This window comes from Methylotenera sp. (genome assembly GCF_029945705.1).
Classification (GTDB): Bacteria; Pseudomonadota; Gammaproteobacteria; order Burkholderiales; family Methylophilaceae; genus Methylotenera.
In genome coordinates this window covers 91,245-105,503 of sequence record NZ_JAQSDC010000038.1, presented here as the reverse complement: position 1 = coordinate 105,503, position 14,259 = coordinate 91,245, and the positions used below count along the sequence as shown (strand labels likewise).

Annotated in this window: 13 protein-coding genes; all 13 read right to left on the bottom strand. The window is 41.3% G+C overall.

Annotation, left to right across the window (positions count from 1 at the left end):
- Nucleotides 1-114: 114 nt before the first annotated feature.
- The 13 genes from epsG to PSU78_RS07495 all read right to left on the bottom strand — a co-directional run bounded on the left by epsG (nt 115) and on the right by PSU78_RS07495 (nt 14,198).
- The gene (gene epsG, locus PSU78_RS07555) at nt 115-990 is read right to left on the bottom strand and encodes a chain length determinant protein tyrosine kinase EpsG (RefSeq protein WP_300386604.1); all 876 of its coding nucleotides are present in this window, start codon (nt 988-990) and stop codon (nt 115-117) included.
- Entirely contained in the window at nt 980-2,407 is a 1,428-nt protein-coding gene (gene epsF, locus PSU78_RS07550) for a chain length determinant protein EpsF (RefSeq protein WP_300386601.1), read from the bottom strand. Before epsF ends, epsG begins: the two co-directional genes overlap by 11 nt.
- 8 nt (nt 2,408-2,415) lie before the next feature.
- Entirely contained in the window at nt 2,416-3,465 is a 1,050-nt protein-coding gene (locus tag PSU78_RS07545; protein WP_300386598.1) for an SLBB domain-containing protein, read from the bottom strand.
- 69 nt (nt 3,466-3,534) lie between these two features.
- The gene (locus PSU78_RS07540) at nt 3,535-4,548 is read right to left on the bottom strand and encodes an EpsD family peptidyl-prolyl cis-trans isomerase (RefSeq protein ID WP_300386595.1); all 1,014 of its coding nucleotides are present in this window, start codon (nt 4,546-4,548) and stop codon (nt 3,535-3,537) included.
- A gap of 135 nt (nt 4,549-4,683) precedes the next feature.
- On the bottom strand, nt 4,684-5,889 hold the full coding sequence (gene epsL / locus PSU78_RS07535) for an XrtB/PEP-CTERM-associated polysaccharide biosynthesis outer membrane protein EpsL (protein ID WP_300386593.1): 1,206 nt from the start codon (nt 5,887-5,889) through the stop codon (nt 4,684-4,686).
- On the bottom strand, nt 5,889-6,560 hold the full coding sequence (locus PSU78_RS07530) for a CAAX prenyl protease-related protein (protein ID WP_300386590.1): 672 nt from the start codon (nt 6,558-6,560) through the stop codon (nt 5,889-5,891). The genes epsL and PSU78_RS07530 overlap by 1 nt, the downstream gene beginning before the upstream one ends.
- A gap of 171 nt (nt 6,561-6,731) precedes the next feature.
- Complete coding sequence (locus PSU78_RS07525; protein WP_300386587.1) at nt 6,732-7,424, bottom strand: hypothetical protein; 693 nt, start codon at nt 7,422-7,424, stop codon at nt 6,732-6,734.
- Between the two features lie 12 nt (nt 7,425-7,436).
- Nucleotides 7,437-9,176 carry a putative porin gene (locus tag PSU78_RS07520; RefSeq protein ID WP_300386584.1) on the bottom strand — a complete coding sequence of 580 codons (1,740 nt, stop codon included), beginning with the start codon at nt 9,174-9,176 and terminating at the stop codon, nt 7,437-7,439.
- A gap of 61 nt (nt 9,177-9,237) precedes the next feature.
- Entirely contained in the window at nt 9,238-9,942 is a 705-nt protein-coding gene (locus PSU78_RS07515) for a TonB C-terminal domain-containing protein (protein ID WP_300386581.1), read from the bottom strand.
- 11 nt (nt 9,943-9,953) lie between these two features.
- Nucleotides 9,954-10,358 carry a biopolymer transporter ExbD gene (locus PSU78_RS07510; RefSeq protein ID WP_300386579.1) on the bottom strand — a complete coding sequence of 135 codons (405 nt, stop codon included), beginning with the start codon at nt 10,356-10,358 and terminating at the stop codon, nt 9,954-9,956.
- Nucleotides 10,359-10,374: 16 nt separating this feature from the next.
- The gene (locus PSU78_RS07505; protein WP_300386576.1) at nt 10,375-10,785 is read right to left on the bottom strand and encodes a biopolymer transporter ExbD; all 411 of its coding nucleotides are present in this window, start codon (nt 10,783-10,785) and stop codon (nt 10,375-10,377) included.
- An 8-nt stretch (nt 10,786-10,793) separates the two neighbouring features.
- Nucleotides 10,794-12,479, bottom strand: a complete 1,686-nt coding sequence (locus tag PSU78_RS07500; RefSeq protein WP_300386573.1) for a DUF2341 domain-containing protein — start codon at nt 12,477-12,479, stop codon at nt 10,794-10,796.
- A 54-nt stretch (nt 12,480-12,533) separates the two neighbouring features.
- Entirely contained in the window at nt 12,534-14,198 is a 1,665-nt protein-coding gene (locus tag PSU78_RS07495; RefSeq protein WP_300386569.1) for a ShlB/FhaC/HecB family hemolysin secretion/activation protein, read from the bottom strand.
- Between the last annotated feature and the right edge of the window lie 61 nt (nt 14,199-14,259).

Here is a 14,259-nt window from a genome sequence, read left to right as displayed (position 1 = left end):
CCAATACTAGCAATCAATTTCTATATTGATTCTAGTGTTGAAACATAATGACTTATCTTCTTTACAAGGGCATGACAACTAAGTTTTAATCATGTTCAAAATAGAGATTAGCACTTAGAATTCATTGATAACAGAACCGATGACACGAGCACCTGTCATTGAAATTTGACTGCGTACTTCAGCAACATCAGAAAGTCGTGTGTGATTTAACCTAGAAACAAGCAATGCTCCTCCACACCTTGCCACAGTTGCTTGCACGTCTGCAATATAACTACCTGGAGTAGTATCAATAAGAATCACATCATATTCATTTGCTGCAGTATGCATAAAGCTTGCAAAGACATCTCTATTTAATAGCTCTTGAGGATTTGGAGGCAAAGTGCCCGCACCAAGCACGGATAAATCAACGAAAGAATCAACATTAGTCACAACACTCATCGCCGCTCGATCAGCTAAAATATCAGACAAGCCAAGCTTTTCTTTAAGATTAAAAATCTTATGCTGACGTGGGTCACGCAAATTTGCATCTATCAAAAGCGTGCGTTGTCCCAATTGTGAAAACACTATGGCTAGATTAGCGGCTAGAAAACTTGCACCTTCACCTTCATTGACGCTGACAACGGCTAAAGTCTTATAGCCTTCATTAATCCATCGCATCATGACTTGGCTTCGCAACACGCGCAACTCTTCCACCTGCTGGCTAAATGGTTGGTATGCGGCGACTAGCTCAGCACTGTAATTACCCTGCCCTGCATGTAAGTAGGGATAATTAAACTGCATGGAAAGCACTTGACTAATATCAGCCTCAGTAATCAGTTTAAGCTTGAGTGCTGCATCACCAAATCGCAAGCCTAAGTCTTTTTGTGCTCGAAGAATAGCCTCAGCGTCTTGTGTTGATATTTTTCCAAGTTGGAGCAATAGGCGACCAATACTTCGCTCGCTAACTGTATCTACATTTTTACCTAATAAATGCGTCATATTATCTTGCATACAATTCCTTGCGCGGCCTAAACAATCGACGAGATAATGCTTTAAAGCCATACTTACTTACATTGCCTTTATTTGAATTACTTCGAATAATGGCAAAGACTGGTAGCTGCAAGTCTTCACTAAGATCTTCACGACTGCGAACACGTCTATCCATTATTTCAGCGAGTAATCCCACCCCGACACCTAAAATTGAACCGAGAAAAATGGATAAGATAAGATTAAAGAAAACTCTAGGACCCGCAGCTTTTCGTGGGGCTGAAGCAGGCGTTAATACGGCAACATCTGCCTGATTTGCACTGCCTTCCAAGGTCGTTTGAGTAAAGCGTTGACTTGCTGTATCCATCGCCCGCTGAGCATTTTCCACATCGCGTTGCAGCACAGATAACTCATCTCTAGTGAGATTTAGCTCAAGTACGCGCGCCTTTTGGGCTGCAAGTGCGGCTCTTATATCAGACTCTCGCTGCTGATGAATCTGCGCAGTGCCGCCGATAGTTGTCGTCGCTTTACGAGTTTCTTCTAGCAATTGGCTTTTAAGTTTATCAAGCTCCGCCTTAGCTGATTGATACTGAGGATGAGCGTCACTTAGCCTCTGTGATAACTCAGAAAACTTGGATTCTGCGCGAACGATCTCAATTTTAAGGTTTTGAACTACTGGGTTTGCTGCAACATCAGGCGACTCATCACCATTTCCAGTTGTGCGCTGCTGGCGAGATGTCGAATCAAAAGACTGTGATTGGGCGGATACCAGTTGTGAAGAAAGGTCGTTGAGACGAGCACTTTCAACATCAAGATTGCCCATCACACTCGTTAACCCTTTTTCCTGCTGATATTTTGAAAGCTTAGACTGAGCAGCTTCTAAATTTGTCCGCAATGTTTTGGTTTGCTCACCAAGGAATTCAGCGGCTTTCTGTGCAGGCTCTACCTTAAGTTGTATATTAGTTTTTTGGTATGCCTCTGCAAAAGCATTTGCCACACCTGCTGCGAAATCAGGATCTGTACCAGTAAATGATATTTCAATCACACTACTTTCACGAGATGGCTTAGCTTCTAAATTATTCAGAAGCAAATTACCAAACCATTCACGAATATCACCTTTACCATTTGTCGCTTTATTAAACTGTGCTTGAGCTTGCTCGTTCTCAGCAAACTTGAGTTGATCAACCACTTTAATCGCAACGGTAGGGCTAGTAATAATATCTATCTGAGTTGCCATATAGCCTGGCATTAGCTGGGCTGGAAGAGTAAGACCTGTGACGGGGTCAACACCTTTATAGTTAAGCACTATAGAAGTTGTTGCCTTGTACACTTTAGCAGTGAGTAAGTTGACGAGCAGTGTTGTTAACACAATCAAGCCGAATGTAATTAATACAATCTTAATCCTTGCCTTAAGGATAATCAGAAACTGAGTGAAATTCATGAGGGTTCCTAGAACAGGCTTTCTTGTACGTATAGAACATCATCCGGCAAAACAGGATCTGTTAGCTCTGGAGAAAGTTTTTCTATTACACCTTTTTCATTCCGGCGATGTAACTTGATGTTGCGTTGAGTACCACGCGAGGTTAATCCACCACCTTGAGCAAGTGCTTGTATCACCGTCATATTACGTTCAATACGAAATGATCCAGGACGCTGTACTTCACCGTAGATATAAAACATTGGTGCACGAGGGACATAGATACCGTCACCACTTGCGAGTTCTATATTTTCAGAGTTGTTACCAGTTCTAAATAGGCTATCTACATCAACTTCAAAGCGATTAAGTTTTCCATCTCGAAAGGTGGTCACAGTGACTACATCGGCTCCAGAAGGATTAATGCCGCCAGCTACTCCTAAGAAATCTGCAACAGTTCGAACACCGCCAACAACGGAGTACTTTCCTGGGCGATTGACCTGCCCCATGACCGAGATGTCACGAGCATGAACATAAACAATTTCACCACCAGCCAATGGAATATTCTGTGAGCCATCAGCTTTGTCGACAATGCTACGCAAATCGTATTCACTCTTGCCAGACTTGCCAATAATGGTAATTAAGTCAGAACCATCAGGCGTTGCTCCGCCTACGAGTGCGAGCAGATCAGTCAGGTTTGTTGCACGATCCAATGGATAGCGCCCTGGTTTGTAGACACTGCCTAATACAGAAATCATCTTACTTTGGAATTGCACCACTAAAATATTGATTTGCGGCTGCTTAAGAAATCGACCACTGACAAGCAACTCGGCAAGTTTACTTTCTGCTGCAGGAGCGGTCATACCACCAAGCTGAACTTCACCAAGTAAAGGGAAACTAATTGTTCCATTCTCTGTGATTCTAGTTTCAAGTGTCAAATCAGGGTTGTTATATACCGTGATTTTAAGCACATCACCTGGACCCAAAACGTAATTGCTTTCTTCTGCAGAGGCTGAGTGTATCCAAACAGCTAGCACTAACGTCACCATACAGACAAAAAAATGTCTAAAGCTTTTACCTAACATTAACTAAGTCTCTCTATAAAAATTAATGGTCATCTTACTCGAACAACTTAAAGCAAATAGCAAGACTAGTTAAAGCCCTGACAAGCCTTTATTTACTGCAGATGAACCAGCATCAGACTTAGCATCTTTTTGGTTTGACTTAACTTCGGCTTTTACCTCGGCTACAGGCTGTTTAGCAGCGTTTTCTTTTGCACTATCAGGCTTCTCTAAATCTGACTTTTTCATGTCAGAAAAAACCCCAGAAAATTCAATTTTCGCCTTTTCATTAAGGGTAATCATTTCTTTTTTAGCTAAAGTTTTTTTATTCTGATTTAAAAAATACTGCTCAATAATTGGTGTCGCTTTTGTACGAGTAATTGGTGATATTTGAGAGGCTGCAATTTGTATCACATTCAGTGTATTACCTGTTGGAACCTGCAATACCTCTCCATCTTTTAGCGCTTGTAATTTCACCAACAAAGCCGTTGGCAACTGCTCTGCAGCTTTCACATTACTGTTAACAGTAAATACATAATTATTGTCTTTTATCCACTTAACGATTTGATTGATATCTTTCAGTGATTTTAGATTTGTTTCAGCCTCCGCAGACTTATCTTTACTAACATCAACCACTAGCTCCTGTAGACGGAAAATACGACGGTTTTCAAACAGCTCAGGGTGGGATTTATAAAAAGTATCGATTTCTGATGAAGAAGGTTTAGGTGCTTTTTGCATCAATTGCTCTAAATAAGCTTGAGCTAAGAACTGATCCTTTGACGCTTCTATTGCCTGCTGCACCCTAGGGTCAATATCCAACTTAGAGTTAAGCGCTTGTTGCTTAAGAAGTTGTTGCTCTACCAATGCAGCTAAAACTTGCTTAGATGCGGTTTTGGCCTGAGCCTTATCCAAAGGACCCATTTGAGCCATCTGATTATTGACCTGATGTATTGTTATCTCATCACCATTTACGATAGCAACCACTTGCGAGTCGGATTTTTTTGAGGCTGCCTGATCTTTTTTTCCACAAGAAGCAAGTACCATTGCCGAACAAATGATTAACAGTACTAAACCACTATTTGTATGACGCATATCTATTTTATCCAATTCTAAAGTCCATCTACTATAAGAGTAAAATGTGTATTTAATATGTCTAAAATAAGTCAAATTTATGACGTTGTATTAAGCGATTTAACAAAATCACTGAGCGCAATGTCACCAAAACTTAAAAAAGTTAATTGATTAATAATCGTAGCGTAAAGAAAGATTTACGTTATTAAATTGATATCCTTCATTTGCTGAATTGGATGTACGCTTTTCGCCTTGATATTGAAGCTGAACTAATGTCCTTAATGTGGGAGCATAAATAAGCGATAAATTGTAAAGCTTGGACTCATCGTGACGATCTATATTATTGAAAGATACTCCAGCACTTCCTAGATATGTTCTTTCCTCATATCCAACACCTGATCGCAACCTGATTTTGCTGGTAGCGTCCCATGTTGGACTGATACCCCAACCCTTCGCCTTTACATAGGTTGACAGCACATCATCTACAGGCGAAACCTCTTGGTACGCGGTTAAGTTAACACTGGTTTTACCTGTCAGACTTTCATCTAAATTCCAGCGTTGGCTAAAACCATTAAAGTCACGCTCTGGCGAATCTTTGCGGTCTAAACTTACGCGTGAAACTCTAGTTGAAATCCTAGTTTTACCAGTAGGCACCCATGCAGCACTCACTATAATGTCTTTCTGGGTACTCTCATTTCCGAAAATGGCCTGTGTAAAGCCTGTTCTATTCGGATACATTGAATCAGCTACACGATATGAAAGACCTAACGCTGTAGCTGATGGATTTTGGTACCGAATACCACCCTCATAAATATCATCCTCTCTGTCATAAATATTTGAGCTGGTTAATGCATTTTCCAATTTAACATGTTCACGGCTTGCACTTAATGTCCAATCTGGCTGCAAGTTCCAGTTAATACTGGCAAGTTGCCGACTCGATGTTCTTAAGTTTTTTAATGGCGTTCTAGTTTCGTTGAAGCCAGCAATTGCTTCATTTTTACTTGTACTGAGCTCACCATAAACATCATTGCCGATTCGCCAACTCCAACGAAGACTATTAGATTTACCTGTGTTATTTAAATTCTCAAATCGATTATAAGTGCTCTCATTAATACTTGTTGCAGCAGTGACTAACTGGCGACTTAACCTTAAATTAACAGCCACGCCTAAATCAACTTGTTTCACCGTATCTGAGGCGTCGGCTGTTCCCAACGCTGCTTTTGCCTGCTCAGGTGACGAAAATCTAAACACGTTATCATCGTAGCTAATATTGGTACTGACATAAGGTTTTATATCGATAATACCTTCGGCTGAAGAAGCTAAAGAAAAAAATAGCAGCCCTCCAATAGAAAGTGTTTTGTAAGTACGATTGCGCATTACCAATACTGCCAGTGACCTGTCAACATCACCCACAACCCTAGCACGCCATTAGTCACCGCGTGTGCAACTACGGGTATCCACAGATTTTTATACTTCATGTACATTGCGCCATAAACAAGCCCCGCCAATAAACCTGCAAGCCACAAATGATGTGCTGAAGCAAACAATCCTGAACTTAAAACGAGCGCATACAAGGAGATATTTTTTGGTGAAGTATTGAGAAAGTTTTTATTATCGATCCAGCGCATCACTAACGAACGCCAAAAAATTTCCTCCATGACTGGTACGATAAGTGCCGCGCCGATTAAGCGTGATGATAACCATAAGACATCTTGCGCTATGCCAACAGTTTTAAAATGATTGTTAACACCTGCCCATGTAGGATAAGGTAAGATCCAAAGCAGAAACACTAGTAGACCAGCAAGTACTGCATATAAGAAATCCACAACAGCAGGTTTAGTTGCAAGTTCTACATAGTCGCGCCAGTAATAAAGCAATACTGAAAGAACCAACAGCACTCTGACGAGATATAACCATTTAGAATCAAAGCTTAAGAAACTACCACTTAAACTATTCAAGAGTAATGGCAAATAATCACTTAGAGCCAAAAAAAAGATATAAATAGCAAAAGGCAGAACTCTAGGAAGGATATTATTTTGATTGACCATATATTCACACTGACTGGTGAGACATGGATATTACGTGCCGATTATTACGACAATATTTCTAACATTACATTTTTAATACAATTTCATTTAATTACAGGGCTGTAATCACTTAGTGAAAACCACCCCCTAATTTAGCTAACTAAGCTAGTGCAACATAGTACAGCCCCCTATTTAATATGCAGCCTGCTTTTTAACTACAAGCTCATCATTGAGCTGATCTTGGCGACTTTGTAATATATTTTCCAGTTCTACACGTTTTAACTGAAAAAATTGCTCTTTTCGCATCACTGCATTATAACTATCAGGTTTATCGTATATCTGAATAAGCTCTGTACCAAACTGGTGTAACTTAGCATTTTTAGCTTCACAAACGTCTAGTGACTTTGTCGTTTGCGCTAAATTTGTAGACAGTGTTTTTCGTTGATTATCGTTAAATTTAAGATCCGCCTGCGCTTGTAGATGCTGCGCTTGTAGATCATCCAAATTCTTTTGTGTGCTTTCTAGTAGAGCTTGCGTTTGTAACTGCTTAGCGTCTACCGCTTCTTTCGCCAGCGTTACTTTTTTAATTTCGCCCTCCAAAGCTTTATTCTTACGCTCGGCTGTGGCTAGCAACTTACTAGATTTATCTAATGCCTCATCACTACTTTTTAACTTATCTTCAAGTTCTTTTTTTTGTGCATCAAACTGCGTCTGCATGGTTGCTTTTTCAGCTTCAATATCCTGTTTCATCTTTTGCATCATCAATGCGGCACGTCTAGATGACTTGTCTTTCTCGGCTGCATTACTATTGCTAGAGTAAACAATAGTAATGGCTAAAGTCGCAATGATTAAACATGTGTTCTTAAAGGTTGGTGTTAGTGTCATGATGAGTATCAATTAAAATTTAGTATTGAGATCAAGCATTAACACATCAACAGATAGTGGAGATAATGGTGCTTCTCCAACAACGCCCGAGCTGCGAGGAGAAATCTCATCGGCGCTAAACCATCTTGCTGTTAACCAAGTATTTTTATCTAAACCATAACTGCCGCCTAACAACCAGCCTTTAGCATTGGTTCCACCTAGATAAAAATCTGAATCCGTAAAACTATCAAGAACTGAATCGGCTTCTAATCGTTTATAAGCGGCGAATACATTCCACTGGCCTTTCTGATATGTTTCTAGCATACCGACTGCCACTTTCAATTGATACGCATTCACCTGCTTCTTAGGCATTAATGGAGAATTGATATCGCCGCCTGTCGTTCTTTGAGCAATTTCCTGACTATCGAAACCTATATTCCTAATGTAGTCACCAGTTAAAATAATGTGTACGGGGTCAAACTGAGCTAAATCAATTTGCCCAGTGATGTTGATGTCTCTGAATTTCGAAGATAAACCATATTGCTCAGTACCTGATACGCCACCATTAATATCGAATGTTGAATTTCCTTTGGTTCTAAAAGCTGGAACTGTAGCGCTGAATGGCCCGCTGGTACTAGCAGTAAATCCGTTAGCTACGTTAGAAATTCCTTCCACATTCTGAAAATCATACAAAGCTACACCAAATTTTGCAGATGATTTATCACTAAACTTCCAGTTAATGCCAGCTTGTGAACCATACATCCATTTGCTCTTAGCCTGATTAAGGTCAGATTTTTCGATTTCGTCAATGGGAAATGCCCCTAGAGTAACAAAGCCAGAAAGTCGATCATTAATCGCCGGCGTAAAGCTTGCAGCAATGCCGTCAAAGGCTAAATCGGGGTCCCACATTAAATCAGTTGAGAACCAAGGGTTAGCAAAGCGACCGCCTACGACATTCAGCCAAGGTTTAATTTTGGCATTCATATAGGCTCTATCCAACCCTATTGTATATTTACCGCTAGCAGCTTCTTGTGTTTGGTTGGGCGAAATGGGGTCGTCCAAACTACCTGTGGTCATCCTGATACCAGCAGTCATCCAATCGTTAATATCTGCCTTAACCCCTAGCTGAGCACGTACTCTCAAACGATTTCTATCTTCGGTAGTATTATTTAATTTAGTACCGTTAAGACTATTAAATTTACTTGCTATAGGATTACCTTCAGGATATTTGTCTGCTTCAGCTCGTAAACGTAGTGAGCCTTCCCATTTCAAACGATCTATCCACTCTGGCATGCCTAAACGTTCACCTGCTTTATAATTGAGGGTTGTCATAACCTCATCTTTAATTTCCTCTTTCATTTGTTTTTTTACAATGTCAGGAACATATTGCACACGCACCATTTTCTTATCAATAGCCGCATCCACAGACTCAGAAGTGCTTGCGGGGGCTGCAGCAGCGTCAATTTCTTTAGCTTTTTCAGCATCCTGAGCAGCTTGCTTTAATAAAGCACCCGCTTTGTCTTTACTGAGCACGCCTTCCTGCACCAATAGATTAACTAGGTTGGTCGTAGTCGAACGAAGCTGCTCCAATGACTCGCGCTCACCAGCTTGTGCAGAGTTAACTGAAGTTCCCAGCATTACCGCAGCGATAGTTGCGATAATTGAACTGGTGTTTAAACCAGATAAATGACTACGCTGAAAGTCTTGAGCGTGCGCTTTAAATAATGGCAGTTTCTTCATATCTACTCCAATTTCATATTCAATAAAATTCATTTAATGCTTAGTTAATTTTTTAACTTTTTGAACTATGGCGGCATTTAAACCAACGATAGCTTTACCCTATAGAACGTGCACTCACTTTTAGCTTTACTGGCTGCGGCATATCTGCAGGTGGTGGCTCAGACAACGCAGGCATGTTATCTAAAGCTTTTCTAACTAATGCATCCTTATCAGCATCTCCAGTAGAGCTGAGCAACTCATATCTCTGAATATGTCCATTAGTCGCTACCCACACCTTTACAATCACTTTGTATGAACCAGTTGCAAGCGCTTTATCTTTAGAAATGGCATCTTCTATTTTGTCTTTGAGTTGCCCTGTGTACCAATCAAATTGGTGCTTATTAGGGCCACCACCTATGGTGCCTGTATCACCGCCTTTGTAATCTCCACTCACTGCACCTGCTGCAAACGGACTAGGTCCATCACCTGCAGCACCCTCCATTTTTAAGACTTCAGCTGGTGGCGTTTCAACTGGTTTCGGCTGTGGTTCAACCTTTACTTCTTTTGGCTGTTCCTTAGGTTGCTCTTTTGGCTGCTCTTTTGGCGGAGGAGGTGGAGGAGGTGGCGGTAAATCTTTTAAAGCAATCGTCGTCATCTTCTTTTTAGGGTGAGCATCACCACCTGACATAAGCTTTTTTATGCCGTAGCCAATGCCCGCAAGAATTACCAAAGCCAATAGCACAATAACAATCCGCTTTAACCAAACACTAGCTTGGCTTGGGGTTTCTGCGTCTATCAATGGGTCATAAGTGTGTTGCACGTTGATTACCTTTATGTCCCAATTTTTCCGGTGGCTAAACCTACGTTTTCTATTTCTAGCTTATTGACCAAATCAATGACGCTGACAATACCGCCATAGGGCGCATTAGCCTCGCCAGCAATCATCACATTAAACTTAGGGTCTTTGGCTTTGGCGGTATTTAACTCGGTCTCGAGTTGCGCCATACTCACACCAGCTCCATTAATAGTGACAGTGCCAGCAGGCTGTACTTTTATAATTTTTACATCGTGTTTTTCAGTGCTAGGCTTATTTGAAGGCTTAGGCAGATTCATTTTCAAACCCTGCACACCTGCAGTTGTCATCAAAATAAATATCACCAGCAGCACATAAGCCAAATCCAACATTGGCGTGATGTTAATGGTGTCATAAGGTTGTGCGTCGTTTTGTACTTGCATGATGTTCTCTATTAAGTTACTCCGCCACTCGCTTAGTCACCAAACCAACTTCAGTAATATCCAGTTTTTTACAGATTCCCAATACCTCGGAAACTTTATCAAAATGTGCAGCAGCATCGCCTTTTAGCACCACGGGCAAATCTGGATTACCACTTTTATATTCCGCTAAGCGTGACTCTAACGTCGCCATATCTACTGGGTAAGCATCCAAATACACAGCACCATCACTTGTAATGGTAATTGCCCGCATTTGCGGCTTTGCCAATGGCGCAGAATTGACGGTGGTTGGGGTTTGCACTTTCACCCCTTGCACAGATGCCGTTGTCATGATGATAAAAATCACCAACAGCACGTAAGCTAAATCCAACATCGGCGTGATGTTAATCTCGTCGTACAGCTGATTCTCTTCTTTAACGCCTTCAGACATTTTCTGCCTTACTCTTTACCGTAAAGTTCGGCAGAACGTGTCACAAATTCATCTACAAAAATCTGCATTGCAATCGTGATGTTTTTAATCCGACTAGCCAAATAGTTATAGCCAAACAACGCTGGAATCGCCACGCCCAAACCAGCTACAGTAGCCAGCAAAGCTGCCGCAATACCTGGCGCAATGGCATTCACGTTCACATCACCAGCTGCGGCAATTGCTGCAAAGGTAATCATCACCCCAACCACTGTACCCAATAGACCTAAAAAAGGGCCTCCAGAAATTGCGATGGTGAGTAACACCATACCCGCATTTTGCTTTTGAGTTTCACGCACTAAGTCTGCATCAATCGCCGCTTTAATAGCATCCATTGACGCACCACTCAAGGCGAGTTGCTGTTCAGGGTGTTGACGTTTTTTAATCTCTCTCAAACCCGCAGAGTAAAGTCGATACAAAGTAGAGTTTGGGTAGTTAGCACCTTTATCTAAGCTTAATAAATCGCTGGAATCTGCTTTCTGAAAGCGTGCCAAAAACTTTTTATTATCTTTATCAGTTTTTGATACCAATACAGCTTTTGACCACATCACCCAAACACTAATGGCAAACATCACACCCAAAATTCCAATGACAACTTTGGCATCAATGGTCAAACTATTAATTAAAATAGAAAGATAATTAGGCTCACCACCCTCTTCGTCACCTTCACCGGCATCAGATCCTGAGACTTTCAATAACGCACTTTCAACACCTTGGCTACTTGCAGCCAACTTAATTGCACCAGCAGTTTTCGCTGCACTAGCCATTTGCATTTCATCCAATTCGCCAGTAAAACCTTCACCAATTTTAATTTCTTTACTCATGTCTAATGCTTGTATGGCGCCTGTAGCCACTTGTGCACCATCCAAATACAAACTTGCATTTCCAGCATTGACTGTAAAAGCAATATGTTGCCAAACTGCAGGTTTTAGTTCGCCGCCTGCTATGGTGGCACCACCAATTTTTAAAGTGAGCTTTTGTGCATCAATACTTAAACTTAAAGCATCACCTTGATTGTAAAGATTTGCTGTCTGTGGAAGCGTCGCTGGCTTAATCCAAGCTGACCACGTGTAACCAGCACTTGCCGTAATAGCAGGGTTTGCGGCAATCACAAGTGGCTGTCCACTAAAAACCGCGCTCTCTCCAATTAAACCTGCTTTTTGTACGGTAATTGCACCTGAAGCTTGTAATCCAGTTGCTGAGCTATCTTGTAATAAGCTAGCTTCCGCAAAGTGAAAGCTAGCTAAGGTTCCAGCAGCATTAATTGCTTTAGCATCACTGGTGCTAGCCGTTGCTTTTTCATTGCCGTAATACACATTAAAATACGCATCCTTATCAGCTGGCTTAATGCTTGGCAGCATGACCCAAATAATCGCTAGTTCATTCACTGCATCAAATTTTTCGATATAGTATTTAAGTTCGGTTTTGTCATCCGCAGCAACGAAACGTAAATCTGAGCCATCTACATTCACACTTGCAAAATCAAAGTTGCCTGAGTGTAGTCGCACCACGACCGGCACTTGACTGGCTGCTTCAGTCACGCTTTGTGAATTAATGCTAACTTTTGCATGTTTCGTCCAGTCTTTGTTCCACTCCGCAACACTCGTTAATGGTAGTAACCCGCACACAATTACCAATGTTAAAAATAGTCTTTTCATACGCTAGCTTTCCAAGTTAAACTTTTATAAATTAATTGCTCATTACTTTAATATTTAGAATTCATACCAAAGCCGCATATGGCTTGCCAAATCACCTTTTTTTGTAGCCAAGCTCTCTTTAAGTGGCACGGCTAAATCGAGATTAAAATTAACACCCTTAAATGCTTTTAGCCGCAAACCTATACCGGTACCTGATAGCTGGGTTGATCCAGCATCAATTGTTTTTAAACTAGCGATGTCGTAAAAAGCAGCTAATTTAAAATCCTGAACCCAGCTAACATTTTTAAGCAACTGCGGTGTGCGAATTTCCAATGTGGAATGCAGACCCTGATCACCAGAAGCTTCCGCCTCTAAATAACCTCTTACCGTATCAGCACCACCTGCTAGATATTGTTCATTTGAAATTAAAGGTGAGCCTGAGAAAAATCCATCTAACTTGCCATAGGCTTCAAAGCCACGCGGCAAAGCCTCAGTTCGCTCTACCTCCGCTTTTGCGATGAAGAAATTTGGTTTAGCCCCAGCAGCATTGCCAACGCCAGGTCTTTTTTCCAGAAACTCTTTATCATCTGCCACTAAGCCGCGAAGTCCAAAAGTAACCCCTGTCGTGAACTGCGTACTACTACCAGCACCTTGCCAACCACCAGAGTAAGAAGCCGACAAAGGCATATAAGTAATAGGCGTACTGAGATCAAAGTTTGTGAGTGTTTGGCCGTAGTCTTTATAATCAAGGCCTAGTGATATTGAGTGATAATAACTATCAACTGAAGGTAAAGGCTTAATCAGACGTGCGCCCAAAATAGTACCGTTACCCAGAATATTAATGCCACCCACAGTTGCCACGTTACTCTTAGAGTGCACGCCATATAGCGCTAATAGCAAATCGCTATTGTCAAAGCGCATCAAATAATTGGCAGAAAGCACTTGAACTTCGTCTATATTTTCTGGAGATAGCTGAAAGCTTAATGACAAACTGTGGTCGCGTTGCCATAGGTTATCGTAACGAATAGAACCACCTAGTCGCCACCTAGTCGTATCTTGGCTATAGCGGTCGTTGAGTTCCAAGCTAGCATGCAGCGGCAGCTTATCTTCCACCTTCAACTCAACTTCAACCGTGCCGAATTCTTTACCCGCTTTTAGAACAGGCGTGATGTGTCTATCTGAAGTTCGGTTTAAACGCGTGACATCTTGCTGAAGTGCTGGAAAGTATGGAACTTCACCCTCTTTAACCGATGGTGCTAAGTCTTTAATTCTACCTAATGAGTAATAATGCGAATCTTTAATCCGCAGCCTAGAGACCTTACCTTCAGTGACGTTTAATTTGACTATTTTCTTATTAACTTCTTGCTCTGGAATGTCGACCAAAACCGTTAAATAGCCCGCGTCATGATAAGCTTTCTCTAAATCTTCTCGCGCTTTTTCAACATCATCAATGGTCTTCTTCTCACCCATGTGTGGATATACAGACGACTCAATTTTAGTTTGCGGGAGCTTGGTGTTGCCTTCTACCTGAAACTCTAAAATATCAAAATAATTAACTTCTTTTTCTTTAGATTTTTCAGGGGCAGCCACTGGATTTTCAAGAGCGTTAACATCAGCTACAGGTTGTTTTGTGACAACTGAGTCAGCATCCAACGTTTGCGAAACTGGCGGCAAAGCAAGCTTCTCTGATGCAGCGCCAAGGCTCTCCGCTGCGAACAATGAAGTCTCTTGTGCAAGCATCAGAAATGTAAAAATAACTGTGCATGTTTTATAGTTATTCTGCTTGCGCATAACGAAATAA

Coding starts and splice junctions, on each gene's coding strand:
- PSU78_RS07530 (WP_300386590.1), bottom strand. CDS start 6,560: ATGGTCAATCAAAATAATATCCTTCCTAGAGTTCTGCCTTTTGCTATT.
- PSU78_RS07545 (WP_300386598.1), bottom strand. CDS start 3,465: ATGTTAGGTAAAAGCTTTAGACATTTTTTTGTCTGTATGGTGACGTTA.
- epsL (WP_300386593.1), bottom strand. CDS start 5,889: ATGCGCAATCGTACTTACAAAACACTTTCTATTGGAGGGCTGCTATTT.
- epsF (WP_300386601.1), bottom strand. CDS start 2,407: ATGAATTTCACTCAGTTTCTGATTATCCTTAAGGCAAGGATTAAGATT.
- PSU78_RS07500 (WP_300386573.1), bottom strand. CDS start 12,479: ATGAAAAGACTATTTTTAACATTGGTAATTGTGTGCGGGTTACTACCA.
- epsG (WP_300386604.1), bottom strand. CDS start 990: ATGCAAGATAATATGACGCATTTATTAGGTAAAAATGTAGATACAGTT.
- PSU78_RS07510 (WP_300386579.1), bottom strand. CDS start 10,358: ATGCAAGTACAAAACGACGCACAACCTTATGACACCATTAACATCACG.
- PSU78_RS07525 (WP_300386587.1), bottom strand. CDS start 7,424: ATGACACTAACACCAACCTTTAAGAACACATGTTTAATCATTGCGACT.
- PSU78_RS07520 (WP_300386584.1), bottom strand. CDS start 9,176: ATGAATTTTATTGAATATGAAATTGGAGTAGATATGAAGAAACTGCCA.
- PSU78_RS07505 (WP_300386576.1), bottom strand. CDS start 10,785: ATGTCTGAAGGCGTTAAAGAAGAGAATCAGCTGTACGACGAGATTAAC.
- PSU78_RS07495 (WP_300386569.1), bottom strand. CDS start 14,198: ATGCTTGCACAAGAGACTTCATTGTTCGCAGCGGAGAGCCTTGGCGCT.